The 24,678-nt window shown below is 41.2% G+C and carries 17 protein-coding genes; 13 read left to right on the forward strand and 4 right to left on the reverse strand.

Features of this window, described 5'->3' with window-relative positions:
• Positions 1–81: 81 nt before the first annotated feature.
• From EXT48_RS04335 to EXT48_RS04345, 3 genes are read left to right on the forward strand one after another with little or no spacing between them, the layout of a single operon-like run.
• Entirely contained in the window at positions 82–528 is a 447-nt protein-coding gene (locus EXT48_RS04335) for a PA2169 family four-helix-bundle protein (RefSeq protein WP_039496879.1), read from the forward strand.
• A 10-nt stretch (positions 529–538) separates the two neighbouring features.
• The gene (locus EXT48_RS04340; RefSeq protein ID WP_010378934.1) at positions 539–706 is read left to right on the forward strand and encodes a DUF1328 domain-containing protein; all 168 of its coding nucleotides are present in this window, start codon (positions 539–541) and stop codon (positions 704–706) included.
• Between the two features lie 40 nt (positions 707–746).
• Positions 747–938, forward strand: coding sequence for a hypothetical protein (locus EXT48_RS04345; RefSeq protein ID WP_010378936.1), 192 nt, complete (start codon positions 747–749; stop codon positions 936–938).
• A gap of 292 nt (positions 939–1,230) precedes the next feature.
• On the opposite strand, the gene EXT48_RS04350 is transcribed toward EXT48_RS04345, so the two are convergent.
• Entirely contained in the window at positions 1,231–1,830 is a 600-nt protein-coding gene (locus EXT48_RS04350) for a PKD domain-containing protein (RefSeq protein ID WP_130163686.1), read from the reverse strand.
• 276 nt (positions 1,831–2,106) lie between these two features.
• On the opposite strand from EXT48_RS04350, the gene EXT48_RS04355 reads away from it, so the two are divergent.
• The 9 genes from EXT48_RS04355 to EXT48_RS04395 all read left to right on the forward strand — a co-directional run bounded on the left by EXT48_RS04355 (position 2,107) and on the right by EXT48_RS04395 (position 19,676).
• Positions 2,107–2,742, forward strand: coding sequence for a hypothetical protein (locus EXT48_RS04355; RefSeq protein WP_130163687.1), 636 nt, complete (start codon positions 2,107–2,109; stop codon positions 2,740–2,742).
• A gap of 49 nt (positions 2,743–2,791) precedes the next feature.
• On the forward strand, positions 2,792–4,513 hold the full coding sequence (locus EXT48_RS04360; protein WP_130163688.1) for a hypothetical protein: 1,722 nt from the start codon (positions 2,792–2,794) through the stop codon (positions 4,511–4,513).
• Between the two features lie 64 nt (positions 4,514–4,577).
• Positions 4,578–6,647, forward strand: coding sequence for a hypothetical protein (locus EXT48_RS04365; protein WP_130163689.1), 2,070 nt, complete (start codon positions 4,578–4,580; stop codon positions 6,645–6,647).
• Between the two features lies 1 nt (position 6,648).
• Positions 6,649–7,161: a DUF1566 domain-containing protein gene (locus tag EXT48_RS04370; protein WP_130163690.1), complete on the forward strand. Its 513-nt coding sequence runs from the start codon at positions 6,649–6,651 to the stop codon at positions 7,159–7,161.
• 2 nt (positions 7,162–7,163) lie between these two features.
• Positions 7,164–9,089: a calcium-binding protein gene (locus EXT48_RS04375; RefSeq protein ID WP_130163691.1), complete on the forward strand. Its 1,926-nt coding sequence runs from the start codon at positions 7,164–7,166 to the stop codon at positions 9,087–9,089.
• A gap of 21 nt (positions 9,090–9,110) precedes the next feature.
• Positions 9,111–12,212, forward strand: coding sequence for a M4 family metallopeptidase (locus EXT48_RS04380; RefSeq protein WP_130163692.1), 3,102 nt, complete (start codon positions 9,111–9,113; stop codon positions 12,210–12,212).
• Between the two features lie 29 nt (positions 12,213–12,241).
• A complete protein-coding gene (locus tag EXT48_RS04385) occupies positions 12,242–14,281 on the forward strand; it encodes a Hint domain-containing protein (RefSeq protein ID WP_130163693.1) in 2,040 nt (679 codons plus the stop codon).
• Between the two features lie 333 nt (positions 14,282–14,614).
• Positions 14,615–17,794, forward strand: a complete 3,180-nt coding sequence (locus tag EXT48_RS04390) for a M4 family metallopeptidase (protein WP_165384085.1) — start codon at positions 14,615–14,617, stop codon at positions 17,792–17,794.
• A 256-nt stretch (positions 17,795–18,050) separates the two neighbouring features.
• Positions 18,051–19,676 (forward strand): methyl-accepting chemotaxis protein, encoded by a 1,626-nt coding sequence (locus tag EXT48_RS04395; protein WP_130163695.1) that lies wholly within the window; start codon positions 18,051–18,053, stop codon positions 19,674–19,676.
• Positions 19,677–19,803: 127 nt separating this feature from the next.
• Here the strand turns inward: EXT48_RS04395 and EXT48_RS04400 are convergent, their stop codons facing one another.
• The 3 genes from EXT48_RS04400 to EXT48_RS04410 all read right to left on the reverse strand — a co-directional run bounded on the left by EXT48_RS04400 (position 19,804) and on the right by EXT48_RS04410 (position 22,074).
• Positions 19,804–20,175 carry a hypothetical protein gene (locus EXT48_RS04400; RefSeq protein ID WP_130163696.1) on the reverse strand — a complete coding sequence of 124 codons (372 nt, stop codon included), beginning with the start codon at positions 20,173–20,175 and terminating at the stop codon, positions 19,804–19,806.
• Between the two features lie 145 nt (positions 20,176–20,320).
• Complete coding sequence (locus tag EXT48_RS04405) at positions 20,321–21,085, reverse strand: YdcF family protein (protein WP_130163697.1); 765 nt, start codon at positions 21,083–21,085, stop codon at positions 20,321–20,323.
• Positions 21,086–21,186: 101 nt separating this feature from the next.
• Complete coding sequence (locus EXT48_RS04410; protein WP_010370874.1) at positions 21,187–22,074, reverse strand: LysR substrate-binding domain-containing protein; 888 nt, start codon at positions 22,072–22,074, stop codon at positions 21,187–21,189.
• A gap of 290 nt (positions 22,075–22,364) precedes the next feature.
• On the opposite strand from EXT48_RS04410, the gene metE reads away from it, so the two are divergent.
• Entirely contained in the window at positions 22,365–24,641 is a 2,277-nt protein-coding gene (gene metE / locus EXT48_RS04415; protein ID WP_130163698.1) for a 5-methyltetrahydropteroyltriglutamate--homocysteine S-methyltransferase, read from the forward strand.
• The last annotated feature ends 37 nt before the right edge of the window (positions 24,642–24,678 follow it).

Consider the following 24,678-nt stretch of genomic DNA (forward strand, 5'->3'; position numbering starts at 1 on the left):
ATTTAATTTGCATTAACGAAAAGGACAGAAATAATATTTGCAAAATGCATTTATTAAATATTTAATCGAAAGGAGTTATTTATGGCAGATTCAAATTACGACATGGAGCCGGTAAAAGAGCTCATTAAAGTATTAAATGGTGGTGTAGATTTTTACACCGAAGCTAAGAAGAAGCTAGATAATATCGAATTAAACCGCGTATTTGACCAAATGATTGTAGATAAAGCGCAAGCAATCTCGGATCTACAACCATTTGTTCTTATCGACGAGGGTGAAATAGAGACTGATTCAGCACTTAGCATCGACATTCGTGAATCGTACACCAAGTTGGTTAGTATGGTGAGCACCGACAAAGAGCACACCTATATTTCTCAGCTAGAAGAAGTGGAAGACAAAGTGTTGAGCAAGCTTGATAAAGCGCTAAGCAAAGATCTTCCACCTAAATGCAAGAGTGTATTACTGCAAATCCAAACCAGAATGCAAGCTTGTCACGATCAAATGAAGCAGTTGCAAGAGCTAACTGCCTAAGGAGAATGTTATGTTGAGTTGGGCTGTAATGTTTTTATTCCTAGCACTTGTCGCAGCCGTGTTAGGTTTCACCGGAATCGCGGGCGCTGCGGCAGGTATGGCGAAAATTCTATTCTTTGTGTTTATCGCCTTTATGATTATTTCGTTTATTTTTGGCAAAGCACGAGCTCCCAGGTAAAAGGGATTTAACGTACTAAAACGGTTTTAGGAGATAGATTATGAAATCAGCAATTACATTAGCGAAAGCATTTGGTTTTGTTTCAATTTTAGCACTTTTTGGTTGTAGTGAAGGTCCGGCGGAAGACGCGGGAGAGCGTTTCGATGAAACGGTTCAAGAAGTTGAAAACAGCGTAGAAGATGCCTGTGAAGATGTAAAAGAGAACCTGAACGCTGAAAACGAAGAGTGTTAAACACTAGCATTTTTGGCTAAAAAGTATGGTGTAAAAATTTTACACCATACTTTTTTGTTGTTTAAATAACCTGAGGTTTGGATAAGGAATGTTCCAACTCATTGTTTCTAGAGCACAACTTACTTTTTTCCTTGTCTAGCCAGAGAGTTTTAGGGAAAACACCGCTTCCGTGTCCTGCTCTCGCTAAGGTACCTACATCCTGTAGGCAAGGCGAATTTACGCACCAATAGCTGGCTATTGGAAGTGAATTCAACGCAGTTAGCGCTAAAACTGGCTGCTAGAAAGGCATTAATTATCCGCAGCTCAGGTTAAATACAAACCGTCTGCGAAGAAATAGTAAAGCTAACAATGGCAATTGCCAAAATAAACTTCCTCCAGAGCCATCATCATCCACTCTATCACCATCTTTATCAGAAGCTTTTACATTGAAGCTAACTTCTTGACTGATAATTTCCCTATTCTCAAATGAGCCTATGAGCTTTACTTTTTGGTCACCAGCTTGGGTGAAAGTATATGTGATTTTCTTTCCTTTTTTAGCCGAACCGTCAGGCATATTCCATTGGTAATCAAGCGCTAATGGTTTAACGGATTGCAATTCGGCACTCAGGGTTGTTGGTTTGTTGAGCATAATATTGTTGGATGAAGCAATGTTTAACATTTTAACGAAGGGGGTAACCGCATCCACTTCGTGTGTCTTGCTATAACTAAGGTTCTGATTAGCAAAAACTTCCAGCTGAACTGTATAGAAACCAGGCTGTTTATATTGATACTGAGGCTCTTTTTCTGTGCTGCTTTGCCCGTCACCAAACTGCCACATATAGGAATACTCAGTAGCAAACCCATGATGACTGGATGAAAGAGCAAGTAACAAAAATATCCTTTTAAGGTACATGTTGAACTCCTGTCGATTTTCTTCTCGTTATATTAACCATGATTCAATGCTTAGTCGACAAGTTTGCTACATGTAGAAGGCGAAATTTGTTAATTTATTTGTTTCAATAATGTTTAAATGTGTTTATTTGTATAATTAAAATTAACAAAATGTAAAATTAATTGTTGATTTTTTGTACCTGATAGTGTTTATAATTTATTTAGTTTAATTACTCAAAACACGAATAACTCTTTACATTCACTAAAGAATCATTTGTGCATACTCAAGGAGAGGTAGGTGAACAAAAGGCATACACCCTTCGTGGTTGGGCTTGTTGCGGCGGCGCTATGTGCAATATGGCTCGTAAATAAAATAGACAATAACGCAGATGCAGCCAATGCTGCTGCAAACGTTAATACAGGGAAGCAAAGCAATATAATTGTGTTAACCGAATCTGATACGGCAATACCAAAAGAATCACAATCACTGGAACGCGAGCTTGCATTAGTTCCAAAAACATCAAATTCACTCTTTGATTTCCCGTTAAGGCCATTAGAAGAGCTGCACGATATTCGTGAACTTGAATCTGAATACGATTTTGTACGCGCACAACTTGAATCTAAGCAGGCGGTGGAGAAAGTAAATGATGATGCATTATCTACCGAAGATATCGCAGCCTTAAAGCGTGCATATACGCATTTAAATCAAGTTACTAGAAAATTAAGTGAGCTACAGGCAGAGCACATAGAAAGAGAGTTTACGCATACTTATGGAGAAAATGCGTTTGCTGAGGATATGCGCTTTGTACGTAATACCGTGGCTGAGACATTAGAAAAACGTAAGCAAGCAAGGAGGGAGTGGAAGCGGGAAATAGAGAAAATGGAAAACCAAGAAGTACATGAAGTAATAAACGAAGAAAATGAAGTTCGATAACTCACTAAATGAGTCTGGGGACTCAAATTAATTTATAAGGATGAAGACAGTGAAAAGAACGCTTATAGCATTAGCCATCGTGACGATTCCGTCCACAGCAATGGCGTTACCTAGTTTACGTGAAGACTGCCAATTTAGCGGTGGTACAGTAAATACAGGTGGGGCTGATGTAATGTTTAGCCAAAATTGTAAGACAGCTTATGTCGCTCCGCCAAATACGGGCAGAGCATCATTAGGTGGCCATGTTGAAACACAAGGCATTGAGTTTTGTTCAAATATGGACGTTGCCAAAGATGACTATGACAGTTCACAAGCGCGAGCAAAGGTATGGCGTGATAAGTCAGAAGCATTACTTCTTGAGCAAGCACCTCTTGAAGATGCAAAAATCGAGTCTCAAGTTGAACTGGATACGTTGAAAGCACAAATCGATTATTGGCAGTTTAGTGCGCTTAAACAAAGCTATGAAATTAACTTGATGGAATATAGTAACCGTTATAGTACATACAGTGCATGTTTAAACAATCCGATGCGTACTCGAGACGATTGTATCGCAGAAAAGCAAGGCATTGAGACTGCATATTTTGAAGCTCGTGATGCCTATAATAACTACCGCGCGGAAAACCGCACAAACCTTTATAAAATCGATCAGTTAACAGCTGAAATTGAAGGCTTAAAAGATCAAATCGTGGCGATTGATGACCGCATTATCAAGTACGATAACTATGCAGACGATATTGAAGATCGTTCAAAGTCAAATTACATCGAACTTGCGACCATTTATGGTGCAAATACCGAAATTGTATATGAGCTAGATTATGAAGCTCATGTAGATAATTTACGTCGTTTAAATGGCCATATCCCGCAAATTACTTCGTGGCGTCAAATGCCACTGGTAGCGGCTGAGTTCTTCACAAACATGAACCCTGCGTATATGCAGCAAGCCGATCCAGATGATGCAGTACTGAATAATCTACACCCAATTCACTCTGTGAATGTGGCTAAACAATTGATTAGTTTCCAGCCTAAAGGCTTCTCGAATCTGTTTGAATCTTATGACGGCGAAGATAAGTCAACCGAAGATGGCGCATACATGAATAACATCAACCCTAATGATGTGGATACATTGGTGTATGGTAGCTTTGGTTCTTCAAGTGCGAGTGTTGCAATGAACCTATTCGGTGCCTGTCAGCTTAAGAAGGACAACATTTCCGAAAGTGAACTTGCGTCTAAAATGGACTCTTATATTCAAACGGGCTTACGCCTACAGTGGCTGATTGAAGTGCCATTTGGCTATGAAGCAAAATATAAAGCACATAGTATCATTAGCCAAGTTTCATCAAATAAATCAAGTGGATTTTTATTCTGGAAGAAGCGTAAGAGTAGCTTCTACGAGTGGAGTAAAAACAGCGAAGATTTTGAAATCACATTCACAAATGCACCATATAGTAAGTTTTGGACTGAAGATATGAAAGAAACGGTCCGCGAAGCAATTGCTCGTCGTATAGCGTTTGGTGTGTTAGACAGTGTCTACCCTCGAATTTCAGCAGCTCCACTTAATGATGATGAACATCAGCGTTGGTCTGACGGTGCTAAACAAATTGGTTGTAGCTTCGGTCCTTACGGATGTGCGATTGGTTGGATTGTTGGCACGCTAGACAATCGTCGTAATTACAGCCGCTTCTACAGCGACAAGAGTCGCTTCTACACGGAAAAGTCTACAGAAATTACCTATATGCCAAAGGATAAATACCTAACCTTTGTTGCACAGTAATAATCTCTGATTTACAGGGCCATATAAACTGGCCCTGATCTCAAATTTATAAGGAAAGTTACTTATGTTGTGTAGGTGCTCATATCTATTGCTTGCGATTTGCTTCTCTTTTTCTATTCAGGCGATGGAAATCATCGGCCCGAAATATATTCAGCCAGGTGAAACGGTGATCCTATCTGTTCCAGACTATCAGCAATATGAAGATATCCAGTGGCAAACCTCGAGGTTTCAAGGGGATTTTATGCCAGGTGGTGAAATGCAGCATCTTATACAGCTACATTTAGATAGTCTAAGCCGAGACTCACAAATCTTATTGCGTGCTTTTGGTTTAAACGGTTGGAATTACGATATAGCAAACTCGGAGTTAATGGTTCGTACCGATAAGCCTGCGCTTTTAAATGCCACAATAGCTGGTGCTGATAATTTACGAAAAGGTGAAGCTAGCTATTTCAGTTTGCAAAATTTACCTTCTGATGCTCATGTGATTTGGCAAGTCGCTGATGAAAATGGAGAGCTGCGAGAAGTTATAGTTGAGCAAAATGGTACTCAGATTACATTGTTGGTAACAGATACATATTCGGGGAGCAGCACTTTTAAGTTGTATGCGTTTGTCACAACTCAAGGGTGGCAATATCAAGTTGATAAAACATTAAGCGTTGGGGTTAATCAGCCTAATCCGAAACTAACCTTGCAGCTAGACCCGAATTACACTGCATTAGTTCAGGGAAGCGCTACCGTGCAGCTTGAAAATATTCCCTCAGAGGCTGAGATTTCTTATTTATGGTCGGTGATTAAACAACCTGAAGGAAGTGTTGTCGAGCTGCAGGGGACAGCTTTCAAAACGGTAGGATTGGTTGCCGAGGATGTTGGTGCAAGTAAAAAAGCCACGTTATCAATACAAGCTACGATAACCACTCAAACACAACAAGCTGTGTTAGAAAAAGAGTTTGATATAACAATTGAGCCTAACAGAAGTCCGGAAGTTAGTTATCAATTAGAAAGAAATGAGCTTTGGAGCACAGGTTCCGCTTTGTTGGATATCACGGTTAGTGAGCCTGAGCAAGAAGCATACAGTATTGTTGTTATAAACCCGAATTCACAGCAGTTTTTATTAGAAAAGCTATCAGATACAAGTTACAAGATCACGGCTAAAGCTGATCATCCTCTGCAAGGTAACTTTGAACTTAGAGTTGCCGATATACACGGTCATGAGCGTCTCGAATATATCCCAATTAGTATAAAGGCATTACCCGAGATTCAATTTGAGCATCAATCTACACACTATGCAGGAAGTAACATTCCGTTGATTGCGCATTTAGCGGTTGAAGCTGGAGATATAAAGGAAATACATTGGCAGCAAATAGCGGGTAGCTCAAGAGAGCTATTAAGTTATGTTGAGTTGCAGTCAGGATTTGAATCCTTGCATCTACCTCAACAATATGAATTTGAAATTGCAGTAAAACTAAGTGGTAATGTTGTGGTTTCTGCTGTTACACAAATTCAGACCGTCGCAACTCAAGTGCTTAATGATACCGGTGATAAGCGCCATATCTCCGATCAAGGTGAGTGGACTTCAAATGTTTCTTCGATTTTTTTATTACCACGCTTAGACGCACAGGTAGGTCGAGATGTTGATATTGATCTAGTGAAGCTAGGTAATGGTCCTGATGGCTTTGATTTTTCCTTTCTCTCAAGTGACGGTACGATTGTTCCTGACTTTTCAGATACTGCAAGATGTCTTCAAGATAACGCCACAGGCTTTGTGTGGTTAATCAAACACGCACAGCGCCACGCTATCACCCAGCAATTGCCATTAGCCTCTTCGTGTGAGGTGGCCGAGTGTAGTATTGAACAGATCCAGTTGCAACTCAACCGACAGCAGCAATGCGGCAAGTCTGACTGGCGGTTACCAAGCCCTGTTCAGTTGCTTTCTGTATTAAGTTTGAATCGTAATGCTTCGACACTTACTTGGTTGACGAATGACCTAAATGCAGCAATTCCATACCTACGCCTACGTACCACAGCCGTTAAAGATCAGAAGGTCTACACCGTGAATTGGTATGGCACTGAATTAAGCACGTTATGGCGGAGTGAACAGAGTGAATTGCACTTCTTACTGATGGCAGGACAATAGTATGAACAAATTGATGATTACCTTATTGACTCTCGTTTGCAGCAATGTATTTGCTAATTGTGATATCTCGCCTGCAGCACGCTTTCAATCTGACTCGCAGCAGGTAGTACATGATTTAAAGCATCGCCTTAGTTGGGTTAATTGTGTTGTTGGCTTATCACTTAACGAATGTGTGACGCCGACTTTAAACCGAATAAACGTATCTGGGTTTAGTGCAATTGAAACTGCCGCAGCGACAAGTATTGCGGGATATGATGATTGGAGATTACCAAACGTTAAGGAGTTACATGCTTTATTCGAAGATGAATGTACCGCGAGTCAACGTAATTCGGTTTTTGTATTTCCGAGTAATTTGAACCGTGTGTGGAGCGGGACCACAGGTGCATCGGGAGCTTCAGCAGGATTATTACTTCTGAATGTGGATAATTTACAGATCCAATCATGGGATCTTGAGTCTGCAGGGGCAGCAGTAATGCTCGTGCGGGACATGAACAGCCAAGGAATCAAGGAATAGAGATGGTGATAATTAGTTTCAGTGTTGCTATGACAGTCATAAACCCAAACTTACCGGAAAGCTTAGCGCAATTACCGTTTGAGATAAAACAGACTGCATTGATCTATCCGAGACAGTCTTATGACATTGCCAATTTTGTCAATATTCTGACGATTAACGAGCCTGTATTGGGTACAGATGGGGACGATGTGCTTATCGGTAATAACGGCGATGATGAGCTAGTGGGATTAGCTGGTAATGACAAACTAGATGGTGGTCAAGGGGAAGACTTACTTATAGGCGGTGAGGGTAATGATGAGCTTATTGGTGGCAGTGGAAACGACACCTTAAATGGAGAGAGTGGTGATGATGTACTTCATGGCGGTCAAGATGATGACATTTTGCGCGCAGGACAAGGCCAAGATAGTTTGTTCGGTGAAGAAGGAGCCGATCGCTTATATGGTGATAGTGGAGATGACCAATTATTCGGTGGCCAAGGCTTAGATAAGCTTTATGGTGGGGAAGGAAATGATGTGCTCAAGGGCGGCTCTGAAAATGATGAATTGAACGGAGGCGATGGTGACGACCAATTATATGGTGAAAGTGGAGACGATATTCTTTTGGGCGATGAGCTTAGTTCCCAAATAGGTAATGACTATTTAGATGGTGGAGTTGGAAACGACCTACTTTATGGTAATGCTGGGCACGATGAACTCTATGGTAATGAAGGTCGAGATAAGCTTTGGGGTGGTAGTGGTAACGATACCTTAAAAGGCGGGAATGATGACGATGAGTTATTTGGCGGCGATGGCGAAGATACCCTATTTGGAGAGTCGGGACAAGATTACCTAGAAGGTGGGGACGGGAAAGACATACTCCGCGGTGGTCTGCACGATGATGTGCTTTATGGTGACGGTGGTGATGATCAACTCTATGGTGATGAGGGGGCTGATAGGCTATCTGGTAATGCAGGCCGAGACCATCTTTTTGGTGGTGCGGGTAATGATATCCTAAAAGGTGGTGATGATGATGACCATCTCTATGGTGAGCAAGGGGATGACATTTTAGAAGGTGGCTGGGGAGATGATACTTTCTATGATTCTGAAGGAACAGATCAGTTCGATGGTGGTGAAGGGAACGACTTTTTCTTATTAAATGATGCAGGACTAAATCGCCATCACATTATTGGAGGTAGAGGGCAAGATACAATTCAACTGAGCGGTGGCACGGACTTAATTGCACTCACAACATATATTCAAGACGTAGAAATGATGGTTGGTAACCATTTAGGGAACCGACTAGTTCCTGCAAGCGGTATAAGTAAAGTGATGGGCTTGGAAGGTGACGATCAAATCTATGACAGTAACGGAAATGAAACCTTGATGGGAGGGGATGGTAATGACCAAATTACTAGCTTTTCAGGTAAGGATACCGTGTTTGGAGGCAACGGTGATGATCTAATGTTTGCCCATGCTGGCCAAGGTAATTTCTATGGTGAAGCTGGCAATGACACTTTTACACTGAGTTCATCAGTCGACTTATTGGACGGGGGAAGTGGTGATGATCAAGTGGTATTAGCGGACGACGCCAGTACCTTTATTAATATCGCTCATATTAACGCTGTCGAAAGGCTCATCGGTAATTATAAACCTAACATTGTATCTATGAATGAAGTTGCAATTGGCAGCAACCTGCAGATAGATCTTGGCGCTGGGGTTGATAGGTTTGTGTCCGGTATAATCGCTGACGATCGCAACGGTCTTACATTTGAGCTCTATTACAATAATACCTCGGGAACCGATATCGAGCTAAAGACCGGTACGATTTCATATCAATTACTTAATGTCGAGTTTCTGCTTTATGAGCGGATCAGGCAGGGCTATCACGCTCAATTCTTACTGAATTTACGGACAAAACAACACTCAATTATATCTGAAATACCCCTGTGAAATATCTAAAAGGAGATTAAAGTGAAGTATTCTATTTGCGCTACTATGTGCGCACTTGCATTTGCGTCATCGAGTTATGCCGCACAATATAAAGCAGTGCCTGCTTTTACAGGTAGCGCTAAAATGGGCATTAATTGTGTTCATGCACCAGCTGAGGCTGGTAATAATGGCATTGCATCCCAATGCCAGCAATTTATTCCACCCACCAATCCAAGAATAGAAGCGCAATTTCCTGTCCCGCCTTCTCAATACAATGTGATGTATCGAAACCCGAGTGCGAAGGCCTTTAGTGAGTTTTCGGGTTATCCCATGGTTGTAGAGATGTCGCAAGACACTTGTTACCTACGCAACCCACTCGTGAATACTATCTTAGCCGAGCGCAACGTATCACCTGAGCTATTTAAAACTTATGAGTACGCTTGTTCTGAGGGGAATAGAGAGAGTTTTGATAATAGCTCAATGATCTATAAATATACTGTATCTGGCGCCTTCCAGCCACAAAATGACGCGCATTTTTATGCTGGTGTTACGATGCAGATGGCGTTGGATTATTATTCAGATCTTTTTCCTAACCAAGCGGAGTTATGCCCATCTTCAGGTTATTGTATAAAGCAGGTTCAACTTCGAGTGAACTACTCACATGAAGGCCAAGATTACAGCAGTAATTGGGATGGGGAGTATGTAAATCTCGCTCCTGGAGGAAATACATTTAGGCAATTTGCTCATGGTAGTGCATTAGATATTGTGTCACATGAGATAGGTCATGCCATTTTAAGTTGGAATAGTGATTTGCTGTATCAGGGGGGGGAGCAGTCAGCCATCCACGAGGCTTTTTCCGACATGACTGCTGTCGCTGTCCGAGATTATTATTTTAAACATCTACAAGTAACAGAGAGTAATTTTACCACCAGTCCGTTGGCTCTCGCGTGGCAACAAGACAATCAAAAAAAATGGTGGTTTGGTATTGATCGTAACTTTTCGCAAAGTCCAGTCCGTTATTTGAACTATCCTCGTTTAGATTTATATAGTGTTGATGATCATAGGGATCTGGCAGATGCTGTAGGACCTCATCAGCAGTCAGGTGTGCTAAATAAGTTTTTTTATCTGCTGAGCAACCAAAATGGCTGGGATATCGAACGAGCATATAAATTAGTGTTAACTGCGGCCAAAGATTGTTTCAACCGACAAAGCAGTATTGAACATGCTGGTTACTGCCTAATTCAATCTACAGTTGAAAAGCAGCTTGTAAGCCACTTGTTACAACAAGTAGGGATCGTCCCTTCTAACGCAAATGTAGATAACCTAGACTTTAGTATTGATAGGTTACTTGATGAGGCTAATTATCAAATTATTGATAATAGTTTCTACAACAGCCAAGTTCAGTCTTTAAACGTAAAAGTAAACGGTGAATCTCAGCTCTATTGGCGCAAAAACAACGGACAGGGTAATTACCAATCTGTTAAGGGGGGTCGAGTAATACTTCAGCAGGGGGCAAATACATTAGCATTAGAACTGGAGTTGAAAAATGGCCAAATAAAAACAGGTTATCGTCTACTGTATGGTGCATCAGAGCCAAGATGTATACCAAACTCAATGACTCCTGCACTGACTGATATTCGCATAAACGGTGAACTGTTTAGGCTGGATAATAGTTATGAATTCGTCGAATTAAATACTCCTATTCACTCTTTGGATGAACTAAAAATAGATTTTTTGACGGCGCTGAACAATCGTTATGTTTCATTATTTAGTGATAGCAATCGTAATCGAGTATTTGAGGTGTTCTCGGATCCATTAAGCAATGAACTTATTTTTGGTCAACCAGATGTAGCCAATAGTGTCGCTGTTCGTTTTGAGTATCCTGACTCAGTTATGGCTGGGCCGCTACTAATGCGCATTCGAATTGATGACCAACAAGAGTCTGCATGCAATGCGATTAATTCCGGTCAGGTAGTTGACTTTCTTGTTAATTTCAAACAAGGGGGAAGTAATCTTGCCGTCGACTTTAGCCATTCTCAAGTAAATAACGATGTCACATTTAAAGCTAATGGAACAGGTGCAACTGATTTAAGTTATAACTGGTATTTTGATAGTCACTTAGTTGCAGAAAATAAAACTCAATTTACTAAAGTCTTGTCAGGCGCAACATTAGTGAGAGTTGATATGCTCTCTAAAGGCCAAGTGGTAGCAAGTGAAGAGCGTGTTGTTTCACCAGTAGCAAATCCTAATTTAGCTATCCAATGTCAGGTAACAGGTAGCAGTTGTGAATTTAATATTTCTCATGAGCAGTTGCCAGCTAGTGCGAGATATTTCTGGACATTCGGTGATGTAAATAACACCAAAGATACTCGCTATAACGCTAACAGCTTTAACTTCGATTATAGACAGCATGGCCAATATGAAGCTGTACTTGAGCTATTTATTGATGAGTTAAATACTCAATTCAAAGCAACGACTGTGGTCAATATCAGCACGTCTACTCCTGATTTCAACTTCGATTATCGTGTTGATGCAAGCAATAGTCAGCGACTTATATTTACGCCAGATTTAGCTGGAGTGGAAGTGACTGACATTAGGTGGAATATCGAACAAAGTTGGGTGCGTCAATCTGACTTATCCGGAACATGGACGCATACGTTTAGTGAGCCTGGTGTACATACAGTTTATATGGCGATTACTGATAGTCATGGAAGTATCCATACCACAAGCAAGAGCATCAATGTAAAAGCAAATACCCAACAGCCAAAAGCAACCATTAACCAAGCTCAAGTGATGATGAAATATGGCTCATATAGTATGTGTTATCACTCTCAGCTTCACCAATTGGCAAAAGGCGATAATGAACTCAATTCATACTGGAACTTTCCTATAGCGTGTGTTTCGGAAATCACTGTAGATGGCTCTAGCAGTGATGGTAGCGCTGTTCTGAGTGAGTATTGGATTGATCTTAATCGAGATAATCAATTTCAAACGAATGAAAAAAATATAACGTCGACATTTAATTTGTCTGAGGGCGCTGTAAATGTATGTGTAGTTGCGTATACAGAGGCTCAAGGACCTTCGGTAGTACCATGTGACCCTACTCAAGGAAGGGACAGCATGCAATTTAAAATTGTGCAGTAATTTCTAAATATAACTTTAAGGAAAATAAAATGAAAATTAAGCTACTTGCGTTCTCAATCGGAGCTACTATTGCTTTTGGTTCTTTACCTGCTCACGCTCAAACTGTTCTTGATGCAAAACTTGCTCAGCAAGAAACTAAACAAGCTAGAGATGGAGTACAATACCTTGATCCAGATAGTCCTGCAGCTATTGCAGAGCTGAAAAGCATTTTCAATGACGCTGGTTGGAATGAAAAAAATAGCCCTCAGTTATTTAAGCAACTTCATACGCCACAAAACAAGAGCACAAAAATTGCACCTCTAGCGATGGTGAAAAGCCTCGGTACTGAGGAAATGGAACTGGAATCTTACTTTAGCCATTTAGGTTTTAATATCATTGGAACAGGTGATTCCAAACTATTTAAAATTCGACTTTTAAATTCAGAGCCGCAATTAACAAAAGTAACGACATTGACCATAAAACTTGTCAATGAGAAAGGCGAGCAAATTACAACGCAACAGACAAGACGCTTCTTTGGCGCGGAGACTCCGGATGACCATCGCGATGTTTTAGGTGGGGAAGCGACTTTGTCTTCAGCATATGAGCATGTTAGTCGTTCTAAAGAGGTTTATGCAGAAGGCTCTGCTTTTGTTATTTTTAATGACGACAGCAAAGTATTCAAAAAAGTCAGAGTGAAGTACGACCGTAATGCACTGCTAGGCATGCTCGGTAAAGAGCTTGGTCTTCCGCTTAGTAACAAAGCTGCTACGATTGCATCTTATCCACTTGTTGCGAATAAACTTGAACAAGCCAACCAGCTAGCACAAACTCAGCACTTTGGGACGACAAGTGTTGGTGATTTTTTTGAACATACGGTTGAACATCCTAAAGATTGGAGAAAGTCAGCGCCAGATCAGAAATATAGTGTACCAGGTGCTGATGGTAAAATTATGGTTTGTTTAAATCGTGATTATGGTGATTGTGACTACCCGACGGTATTAGCTGGAGGGGATTATAATGATATCCCTCATGTAACTATCCCATTCAAGGGCCAAATAACGCTACCAACATATATCTCAAGAGTGTTGTTTAAAGAGGATGCAGAGCTTGAAAATAACAACGTTACGCCTACTGATATTTTAGTCCAAGGTAAGGACAGTTTTATTGATAGGTTGTCTTATAACAATACGAATATGAAAAGCATTTTTGCTAAATACTTTAAAGTTGAGTATCACTTTAATGCGGCAGATTGGATGCCTGTTTCCGTGCTGTCTTGGGACATTCCAAGAAACGCAGGCATCTTTGCTAAGCCAGGGATCTTCACAAGGCGGGCTGATGCTTTTTGGATCATGAATATTGGCCTAGAAGTTAACTGGATGGGGAACTTAGAAGACGCGAAAACGTACTTTGGGGTTTCTGAGGCAGAGTACAATGACATAACTGGCTACACTTCCTATATTATTGCTTCATCTCAGGCACCTGAATTGCCCAAAGATAGTGCTGTATATAATCAGGCACCATTACAATTTAGCTATAGTTGCTTAGCAAAAGGTACGCAAATCCTTATGCCGAATGGGCAGTCTCAATCAATTGAGCAGTTTAATGTTGGCGACTTGGTGATGGGTTCTAGTGAGTTTTCAACCAAGAAGAAAGAAGTGTTACGAGTAGTTGATATGTCTGTCGGTGTGGAACATTTACCGATGATAAAAATTACTACGGATAAGGGCCAAACCCTGACGTTAACTGAATCGCACCCGTTGGTACGTGAAGGCGGAATGGCTGCATGGGCTTTGAATGTGCAGCAAGGTGATGTTATTCAAACCGAACAAGGTCTTGCGACAATCACTTCTTATGAAAAAGTTGATTATAAAGACAATGTTTATAACCTTAAGTTAGCCCGCGTAAACGGTAAGCAAGAAGAAGGAGAAACGTTTGTGATGTATGCAAATGGAATCTCGGTCGGGGATCTTGCGATGCAAACTGAAAATGAAGTCAATACTAGCAAAGAGTCTGTTGAAGATGTATTAAAGCGCCTTCCTCAAGAATGGCATGCTGATTATCTAAATAGCTTAGAGATTGATAAGAAGTAAATTTATAGATGCGTTTTAAGCAATAAAAAAGCTGATCATACGATCAGCTTTTTTATTATTGCAATCAAGCGCAACTTAATGGCAGTTATTCTAAGTGCTGCAATAGGAAGATTAAAAACTGGATTGAGTTTCAAAATTATGTAAAATATTTGTATTGCATATTAAGGAGAAAACACTATGCGAATACTGGGAAGTATATGTGCATTGTTATTGAGCTCAACTCCCGCACTAGCTCACACTTCATTGCTTGAGCATTCTTATTCAGGCGAACAGAAACTTCAGGCGCACCCTAACGTAACCACATCCGCTTTTAGCTATCACGCTGTAGCGACGATGACCGGAAATTATAAAATTGGCTTAAATTGTCATCAAGCCCCAAATATGCGAACGCAATTGTGTGAAAACGCAGTACTCCCATTAGATCATCCAATGACAAAAGCGCGGTGGCCCGACCCCCCAATAAGAAGCAAGCTGTTTTTTAGACCTGATAGTTTTGGTGCATTCGAAACATTTTCTGGCTATCCAATGATTGTCAAGCTTGAGCAAGGTAAGTGCTTATATGAAAATGAATGGATCACTACCTATGATGTAGACACAGATAGTGAACCTTATAGTTATCCTTGTCCGAGTGGGGTAGTAGAAAGTCATGGTATAGATAGCGACCCTTATCTATATTACAGTCGATTTGGTGTATTCAAACCGGTCAATGATGCACACCTATTTGCCGGTGTAACAGTACAGACAATTCTCTCAAAGTTTAAAGAATTGTATCCCCAGCAATCACAGTTCTGTGAGGACAATGGTTATTGTGTAAATCCTTTTAAAGTAAGGCTTGGAGGAGACTCAGACTATTCAAGTAGCTGGGACGGTGAATTTATTAATTTAGCACCAAATCAGAACGCTAATCTTAGTCGTTTTTCTCATGGTACGTCTTTGGATATCGTAGCTCACGAAATGGGCCATGCGATTTTGGAGTGGAATACCAATAACATTGTTTCGGATGTGAGCGCTGAACCGCTTGAGACGAGAAGTCAGAGGTTGGCTTTTCACGAAAGCTTTGCTGATATTTTTGCGATGGGTGTAAAAGACTATTATGCACGCCATCTGTCAGCAACACCACCAGAGGGTAATTGGAAACAGAGCGACGCATATCAAAAACTATACAGTGATGATGAAAATATGTGGGGAATTGGTTGGGATGCATTCGTCAGAGATCTTAGCTTGCGTAATGTTAAACAACCGCGACTAGATGGTGTTAGCATCGATGATTATAGGGACTATGACGATGTTACACAGTCGCATTTCCGTGCCGGTGCGTTAAATAAATTTTTCTATTTACTCGCCAGCCAATCTGGTTGGGGAGTTGAACGCGCATTCTCTTTAGTTATTAAAGCGATGATATCTTGCTTTGATGAAAGCACGGATATGGCGCATGCTACTCAATGCATTATTGAGAGCGCAGATGAACAGGATAAAACTCACCTCCGACAGTTGGCTCAAAAAGTAGGTTTCCATTCGCAGAAGATGGGAATTGAGCCACTAAAAGTAGATATGTCAAGGTTGTTAGAGGAAGTACATTATCAAATTACAGATCCTCGAATTCAGGAAAGTAGCGTTGAAACACTCATAATACATGTAGACGATGAGCTGTATTATTCGTGGAGTGAAAGCAGTGGTATTCCTTGGGAAGCAGCCCACAAGGCCACCTTAACGCTTAGTGCAGGAGAGCACTCTATTAGGTGGCAGATCATTGATAAAAATGGAAATCAGTTTACCAGTGAACGCATAGCATTTTTAATAAACTCTGCTTTGTGTGTGCCTGAGAACGTTGCAGCAAGCAACGCGGAGCAGCTAAAGCTTAACGGAGAATCTTTTGATTTAGAAAATGGCTATACAAGCGTTGTTCTGCAAGATGATATCTTCATAGATAATCCACAGATACTTAAATTTGCAAGGTTTACCTCAGGTCGATTTATCAAAGTACTACTTGATAAAGATAGAAATGGATTTTTTGATGAACAATCAGAAACTGTCCTATCAAGAACTGAGTTAGGCAACAAGTTAACTTTTTCGTTAGAGGCACTTGATGCGCTACAACAAGGACCCGTTTTATTAAGGGTTATCATAGAGGAAGCGGAAGGAAGTAGTACTTGTTTCTTGAATGAAAGTGCTCAGGTAATTGATGTTAAGTCTTCAGTTAAAGGTGGGACATATCAGCCACCATCAATAAGTTTTTCTTATACTCAGTTAAATCAGTTAATTACTTTGAATATTCAAGAGCAATTCAGTGATGCATACAGCTTTAAGTGGACAATAGGTCGAGAAACTATTGAAACGCGTTCTTACACATTGACTCGTGAATTGGATGAAGGGATTGAAGTAAAGCTTGATCTAATACGGGATGATGTAACGGTCAAAAGCATATCAAAAGTTGTTGTGCCAATCAGTGTACCGAACATTGCAATCCAGTGCCAACAAAATGAGAGGCGTTGTTTGTTACAGAGCGTACATAGTGAAATAGTTGGTGCTTTAAAGTATCGTTGGAATATTGATGGGGAAATTATTGAGCGCAGTAATAATACGCCGTTTGAGTATGAATTTGCGGATTATGGTGAGCATAGTGTGAAGCTGTCATTATTGTTAAACAACGATAATGTTCAGTTTGACCATAGCCAGGTGATTGAATTACATCAGGTTCCTACGGTAGATGTGGTCATTAAACAAACGAATGATTTATTTAGTTTTACTTTATCCCAGCTGCTTCCAGAAGGATATGAAATTATTTGGGTTATCGATGGTGTTGAGTATCGTGGGGTAGATAAGACACTTAACTTGAAACTCAAAGAAAACGTGGATTCGGTAAGTTATCGTATATTAAAAGGAGACGTTGTAGTTAAACAACAAGACGTTGCAATAGTCAAAGTCCCGGATCCAAACTTGAAGTTCAAATGCAAAAAAGCCGAAGGGTTGAGATGTTCTTTTACGGTTGAGCATGACCAAATACCATCAGAACTTACCTATTATTGGAGTTTTGGGGATGAAGCTACTTTGGAAAGCACAGATCCGAATGTGTCCCATGCCTATAATCAGGAAGGTATTTATGCGGTTAAATTAAGTTTGAGAGTAGATCAACATGCTGATTTTACAGCAACCAAGTTAGTCAATATTCATCCTACCCAGCCGCCCTTAGTTGAGCCGAAAATCAACTTTAGTCAGTATAATAATGTGATTAAATTACAGGCTATAGGTGAAGGAATTGAAAGCTTAGAATTTAAATGGCTGATCAACGATGTAGCGTTAGAAGGGAAAGAGGTCGAGCAGGCGTTGGCTAACTTAGGTGAAGATTATGATATTTCACTGCAGATATTCTATGGTGGCCAGAAGTTAATGACTTTAGCGCAACCTATTTATATTCATAAAGATATTGCTCTAGAATTTGATTGGGAACTGGTTGCGAAAGATGGCGGGCTACCCGTATTCGACTTTAGTGTTAGCCATCTAGAAGCTAAGTAATGTTGAGGTAAAATTATAAAAGGGGATGTAGTACAGCGTCCCCCTTTAATTTAGGGTTGAAGTCGGTCTGATTTTATCACCCTTAAGGTAAATATAGAGAAAAATAGTTCTCACTTTGTTTTGAATAGCTTATTGCAAAAACCTTTATAAATTGACCTGGAGCAACAAACTATTGCGCAATCTAAAAATTAGAGTTGTAAATCCAAGACTTTGAGTAATACTTTATTTCAGTGTCTACCAAAATATAAATCAGATTATGCTAAATAGGGTTTCAGTTAAAAGCAGATTGTTGTCGCTTTCAGGCATACCTGCTGTGTTTTTTATTCTTGCAACCATCTTCACAATCGGAACATTATCAAACCTTATCAATTACATTGACCGTATTTATGACGACAGAGTTGTACCGCTTAGACAAATAAAAGTGGTGTCAGATAACTATGCGGTGGTTATTGTGGATACGTTTCACAAGTTACGAGGCCATCAACTATCCAATGGTGCTGCGTTAAAGCAAATCGAAGAAGCTAAGAATATCGCTGAAAAAGAATGGAATAGCTATTTGTCCACGGACCTTACGAGCGACGAGCGAAGCTTAGTAAAGCAAGTTGAAAAAGCAGAGCTAAGTGTCAAGCAACTGCTGTCTAATTATATTAATCGAGTTAACGCAAATACCTTTGAAGAAATTCCTTACGATAAATTTGTACATGACCTCTATGCGGCTTTCGATCCGCTTAGCGAAAGCTACAATGCACTCATTGAGTTACAGCTTACTGAAGCAAGTGCGCTTCGAAATATTGGTCACTCCGAGGCCAGTGCGACTAAAACGGCGATGATTATCTCTTCCGTTGTTATTGTGATCGTAATGGTACTAATTGGCATGTTGATATTTAGGTCAATAAATGAACCGCTCAGCCGCTTGCGTATGCGTATTGGTAATATTGCAAGAGATGCAGATTTAACACAACGAGTGGTAGTTGAGGGGCAAGATGAGTTAAGCCAGATAGGGAATGACTTCAATACCATGGTGTCTAGCTTACATGAGCTAGTTACCAATCTAGTTACAATCGTGAATAGCCTTTCTACGACCTCTAACGAGTTGAATGGTATCAGTCAATCGATTGCGGGTACTTCACAAGAGCAAGAGCAGCAAACAGTGATGATTGCAACCGCAGCAACAGAAATGAGCAGTGCGATACAAGAAGTGGCACATAATGCGATGAATACCGCGAACAAAGCTGAGGTGTCCGGTAAGCTTGCGAAACAAGGGATGGATGTTATTTCGCAAAATATTCAGGCCATTGAGCGCCTAGCTAGTGAAGTAGGAGATAATGCGCAGTTAATTAAAGCGTTGAACGATCAGTCTAATGAAATCAACCAAGTGGTGTTAATGATCCAAGGTGTGGCTGAACAAACAAATCTTTTGGCATTAAACGCTGCAATAGAAGCTGCGAGAGCAGGGGAATCGGGCCGAGGTTTTGCGGTTGTTGCCGATGAAGTCAGGCAATTGGCACATAATACGCAAAAAGCCACAGAATCGATCCGAGATATGATCAGTAAGTTACAGGGCATGGCACAAAACGCAGTATCGTCGATGGAGAACGCGCAATCAAGTGCTGCTGCAGGGGTAGATAGGGCCAATGAGTCAGCTCAAATAATGACCGATATTGATAAGGCGGTGGATGAAATCGTTGGTATGAATATTCAGGTTTCAACGGCGACAGAAGAACAAACAACGGTGGTTGCGGAAATCAGTGAAAATATTAATGATTTCAGTAGCAGTATTTCTGAAATTACCCGAAATGCAAAGAGTAATGCCGATGTAAGTAATGACTTGGAAGCGTTGGCTGAGCAGCTAAACAGTCAAGTGCTAGTGTTTAAAGTTTAATATTATTAGGGCCGGGTCTGTTTAAATCAAACAGCAAAGATCAACAGGCTCTAGAATTAAAGAAATAAAAAAACCTCGTCATTGCGAGGTTTTTTTACTTATGGAGCTGTTGTTACACCAACGGATATTACACAACACCACGAGGTAAGCGGCAGTCGTGATCTTTTGCTGCTAGTTCAGCAATCCACTGTTCTTCCGCTTTGAAGCCTTCTTCGTTTTCTGTAACGATAGTAAAGCTCGCTGATTTTACAGCTGCAGTCTTAGGCGCTTTCTTAGTCGTTTTCGCTTTTTTGGCAGGCGCCTGCGTTTTCTCACTTGCTACAGCTGACCCTGAAGTTAGCTCTTCTGTTAATTCAGCTACCTCAGCAAGACGCATGTTTTTGCCACCATCGATGCTATACCAACCTGGCTTTGCAGTGATCTCAGGCTTTTTGCCATGTGCAGCTTCGTACGCAGCTTCGAAAGCGCTTAGTACTTCAGTTTTATCTAGTTTACTCATCGTAGATCCTAGTCGTGTTGTACGCGGATACGCGGGTTAAGATTAAACTCTATTTATACCCATATTTGCGCAAATTTTCAATTTTTTACGTTTTTCAGCGCTAATTTATCGAACTTTAGCCTGATTTTGGTGCCTTTTTCGGCGCTTAAAGTGCCTCGGGGTCAATAACACGACGGATCGTGATCCACATACTACCAAGCTGTTCATGCCAAATCCGAGTGACTACTTCTAAGGCCTTATGGTTCGGAATAAATTGTCTGCTCAGTGGGTATTGCTTGAAGTTATAGAACTCCGTCGGTGCAGCGAACACTTCTATGCCTTGTGCTTCAAATAGGTTTTTTGCTCGCTGTATGTGCGAAGCCGATGTGACCAATGCGACGTCATAATCGACTAGTAAAGGTGCTAGCATTTTTGCTTCGTCCGCGGTGTCTTTGGCATTGGGGTTTTGCTTAATACGTGTAGTGGAAATACCTAGGCTCTGTGCGGTTCTTGCCATGAGTCCCGCGCTTGTTGCATGGCCATAGCCGTAACCTGAGACATACAGCTGGGCCTTTGGGTAAATATTAGCAAGTCTTACGCCTTCAACTAATCTGGCTAGACCGCAGCTGCCAAGTTGGGCGTTGCTGGGGAGAGATTTATCTGGGTATAAATCACAGCCAAGTACCACGATTTTATCTATATTGTTGTGCTTGCTTGGATTGAATGCGGCGAGAGCGCCTGTATCCCACTCAATAATATGTTGTGCGACATAAGGAGTCGATAACGCCCATGTCGTGAGTAAGACGAACCAGCTTGCGATGTAAGGCCCTTTACGCGTTTTGGCGATAAAAAGCATAAGCCCCATAAGCACCACTAAAGATAATGGTAACGGCATCATAAGTTGACCGATAACCTTTTTGACTTCAAACATTTAAACATGCCCTAGATTAAGATAAGCCTAACGCAATGCTAGCATGAGATGGGAGTTGTAGAAATGTCTAACAGTTAGGGCTCAAAAAAGAGCCCAGTCCTCTATCTTGCAGTGGTTTTTCGGCAAGTATTGAGGAAATGACGATAAACAGGGTTATCTTTCATGCTTTTCTTCATTGCTAAATACATTGGACGATTTAGCCCAAGTGCGCCTAGAGGAATCGATTTAATTAGCCCTTGGCTCTCATAAGGTGTCACTAACCAGTCCGGTAATGCTGCAACCCCCATACCTGCGCTCACCAGTTGGAAGATTAATAAACCTTGATCGACGGTTTTTAACGTGCCGTCAAAGCGTGCATTTTGAATAAAGTGCTTAAATATGTCCTGACGCTCGCGAGGAATAGGGTAAGAAATGATGGTTTCATCTTTTAGGTCGAGTGCTGTGACATAGGCCTTCTTGGCCAATTCGTGATCTGGTGCAACGATTAACTTTAACTTAAAGTCAAATAGGTGCGCGTATTCCAGTTGCTCTGGTTCGCGAATGTCTGAGGTAAGCACTAAGTCCAGCTCATCTTCAATAAGGTCAGGAATCGCGTCGTAGCTAAAGCCACGTTCGTAATCGACTTTAATGTCAGGCCAAAAGGTATTGAATTCTTTAATTGTTGGAAGCAACCAGTGAAAACAAGCATGACATTCCACGCTTAATCTGAGTTGCGAGATAGGCTGATTAAGGCTTTCCTTCAAACGGCACTTTGTTGCTTCAACTTTAGGCAAAACATCGTTGGCAAGTTCCAATAATAACATCCCTTGAGGGGTAAAACGTACTGGCTGCGTTTTGCGCTCAAAGAGTTGGCAGTCGAGTTTGCTCTCAAGATCTTTGATCTGATGTGATAAAGCAGATTGAGTCAGGAATAGCTCTCGTGCTGTATTCACAAGAGAACCAGTTTCTTTCAAGGTGGAGATAGTCTTTAGGTGCTTTATATCAATCATTATCAACAATTCTCATATTTGAAGTGAGCAAATCTCAGCATTACTCAATATTACGATTCTATTTAGTTATTATCAATGTCTAGACGTCTAAATACCTACGGTGAATTGTTCAAAAATTCACAAATCCACTATAACACTAAAAATGACAGCGTTGTCACTACTTCTGTAAAAATTTTGCAAAAAATTACAATTTAATTTTATTCATATGAAATCTGAGAAAGCATCAATTGTTGTTTTTGAGCATGAGAATTATATTTCAGACATCTAAACATCTAGATGGAATTGAAATCATGGCATTAACACATAACTTGGGTTTTCCACGCGTAGGCAAAAAGCGTGAACTTAAATTTGCAGTAGAACGCTATTGGTCAGGCGACTTAACGCAAGTCGACTTAATCGCGGAAGGAAAGCGCATTCGTGCAGAAAACTGGGCATTGCAAGCTGACGCTGGTGTTGACCTTCTCCCTGTAGGCGATTTTGCTTGGTATGATCACGTGTTGAATACTTCATTACTTGTCGGCGCTATTCCCAGTCGTCACAAAAATGATGAGTCGGTAAATCTTGATACTTTGTTTAGGATGGGCAGAGGTCGAGCACCTAGCGGCTGTGCGTGTGCCGCAAGTGAAATGACGAAATGGTTCAACACCAATTATCATTACATCGTCCCTGAGTTAACACAAACGCAAGAATTCTCCCTGACTTGGACGGAGTTGTTTACTCAAGTAGAAGAAGCACAATTACTTGGCTACCAAGCAAAGCCCGTATTGGTCGGCCCGGTAACCTATCTCTACTTAGCTAAATGCGTTGGTCAAGAGTTTGATAAATTGGCTTTATTAGATAAGTTATTGATTGTATATCAGCAGGTACTCGGCAAGCTTGCAGAGCAAGGCGTTGAGTGGGTACAAATTGATGAACCTATTTTAGCATTGGAAATCGACGATGCTTATCGCAACGCGCTGCGCCGGAGTTTTGATGCGTTGAGCGGCCAAGGAGTAAAAGTGTTGTTGGCCAGTTATTTTGACTCCATACAAGCGCATGTTGAAGATATCCAGTCTTACCCCGTAGAAGGCGTGCATTTTGACTGTGTAACGGCAAACTACGACTTGGCTGCGTTAGAAACAGTAGTTGGGCAAGATAGCGTACTGTCTCTTGGGGTTGTGAATGGTCGTAACATTTGGCGCTCGGATCTTGAAGGTGTATATCAGCAACTTGCTCTGGTTCATGAACGTCGCGGTGATAATCTCTGGCTCGCTCCTTCATGCTCATTATTACATACGCCAGTCGACTTAGATCAAGAGCAAAAGCTTGATGGTGAGTTAAAGTCTTGGCTCGCATTTGCCAAACAAAAAGGGCAAGAGCTGGCATTATTGAAAAATGCATTGGAGCAGCGTGATATTACCCAGTTGGTCGAATATTCTAAGCCTGTAAAAGCGCGTTTAACTTCTACTCGCGTGAATAATAATGAGGTGCAGCAGCGTGTTTCAGCGCTTACAGCAAAAGACGGCCAACGCAATAGTGAATTCGCAACCAGAATTAAAAAACAAGCACAGTCGCTAAATTTACCCTTATTGCCAACCACAACGATAGGCTCCTTCCCACAAACCCAGGCTATTCGTAAGGCGCGACGTGATTATAAAGCGGGTACGTTGAGTGCTGATGCTTATCAAAGCCAGATGGAAGCGGAGATCCGTTATGCCGTTGAAGAACAAGAAGCGCTTAACTTAGATGTGCTGGTTCATGGCGAAGCAGAGCGCAATGATATGGTTGAGTACTTTGGTGAATTACTCGAAGGTTTTGCCTTTACTCAGTTTGGTTGGGTGCAAAGTTATGGTTCGCGCTGTGTTAAGCCCCCTGTGGTTTGGGGGGATGTCTCGCGTGCGGCACCAATGACAGTTAATTGGACGAGTTATGCACAGAGCTTAACCAAAAAACCGATGAAGGGCATGCTAACAGGACCTGTGACTATTTTATTTTGGTCGTTTGTCAGAGATGACTTAGACAAGCCGAGCATCGCGAATCAAATTGCATTAGCACTGAGAGATGAAGTGGTAGATTTGCAAAATGCAGGGATTAAGGTGATCCAAATCGATGAACCTGCTTTTAGAGAGGGGATGCCACTCAAAGCCAGTCAGTGGCAAACCTACTTAGCGTGGGCGGCGTATGCGTTTAGGGTATCAGCAAGTGGTGTGAATGACGAAACACAGATCCATACGCATATGTGTTATTCGGATTTTAACGATATTATCGCCGCCATAGCGGATATGGATGCGGACGTGATCACAATTGAAACGTCACGTTCAAATATGACCTTACTCGACGCCTTTGAAGACTTTGACTACCCCAATGACATCGGGCCTGGTGTGTATGATATTCACACGCCAAACGTCCCTGAGGTGGCATGGATAAAAGACTTAATTCACAAAGCAGCGAAGAAAATCCCAGTAGAAAGATTATGGGTGAATCCAGATTGTGGGCTAAAAACCCGAGCATGGCCAGAAACCCGAGCTGCACTTGAGAATATGGTGACAGCAACCAAGGAGCTTAGAAGCGAATTAGGGGAAAGTTAATCTAAACCAGCCCACATATTTCATTGTTTATATAAAA

This window comes from Pseudoalteromonas sp. CO348 (genome assembly GCF_004208845.1).
Taxonomy (GTDB): domain Bacteria; phylum Pseudomonadota; class Gammaproteobacteria; order Enterobacterales; family Alteromonadaceae; genus Pseudoalteromonas; species Pseudoalteromonas maricaloris.

What these genes read in the sequence shown, in the direction of transcription:
- EXT48_RS04335 (WP_039496879.1), top strand. Translation starts at nt 82, where the DNA reads ATGGCAGATTCAAATTACGACATGGAGCCGGTAAAAGAGCTCATTAAA.
- EXT48_RS04340 (WP_010378934.1), top strand. Translation starts at nt 539, where the DNA reads ATGTTGAGTTGGGCTGTAATGTTTTTATTCCTAGCACTTGTCGCAGCC.
- EXT48_RS04345 (WP_010378936.1), top strand. Translation starts at nt 747, where the DNA reads ATGAAATCAGCAATTACATTAGCGAAAGCATTTGGTTTTGTTTCAATT.
- EXT48_RS04350 (WP_130163686.1), bottom strand. Translation starts at nt 1,830, where the DNA reads ATGTACCTTAAAAGGATATTTTTGTTACTTGCTCTTTCATCCAGTCAT.
- EXT48_RS04365 (WP_130163689.1), top strand. Translation starts at nt 4,578, where the DNA reads ATGTTGTGTAGGTGCTCATATCTATTGCTTGCGATTTGCTTCTCTTTT.
- EXT48_RS04370 (WP_130163690.1), top strand. Translation starts at nt 6,649, where the DNA reads ATGAACAAATTGATGATTACCTTATTGACTCTCGTTTGCAGCAATGTA.
- EXT48_RS04375 (WP_130163691.1), top strand. Translation starts at nt 7,164, where the DNA reads ATGGTGATAATTAGTTTCAGTGTTGCTATGACAGTCATAAACCCAAAC.
- EXT48_RS04385 (WP_130163693.1), top strand. Translation starts at nt 12,242, where the DNA reads ATGAAAATTAAGCTACTTGCGTTCTCAATCGGAGCTACTATTGCTTTT.
- EXT48_RS04390 (WP_165384085.1), top strand. Translation starts at nt 14,615, where the DNA reads ATGACCGGAAATTATAAAATTGGCTTAAATTGTCATCAAGCCCCAAAT.
- EXT48_RS04395 (WP_130163695.1), top strand. Translation starts at nt 18,051, where the DNA reads ATGCTAAATAGGGTTTCAGTTAAAAGCAGATTGTTGTCGCTTTCAGGC.
- EXT48_RS04400 (WP_130163696.1), bottom strand. Translation starts at nt 20,175, where the DNA reads ATGAGTAAACTAGATAAAACTGAAGTACTAAGCGCTTTCGAAGCTGCG.
- EXT48_RS04405 (WP_130163697.1), bottom strand. Translation starts at nt 21,085, where the DNA reads ATGTTTGAAGTCAAAAAGGTTATCGGTCAACTTATGATGCCGTTACCA.
- EXT48_RS04410 (WP_010370874.1), bottom strand. Translation starts at nt 22,074, where the DNA reads ATGATTGATATAAAGCACCTAAAGACTATCTCCACCTTGAAAGAAACT.
- metE (WP_130163698.1), top strand. Translation starts at nt 22,365, where the DNA reads ATGGCATTAACACATAACTTGGGTTTTCCACGCGTAGGCAAAAAGCGT.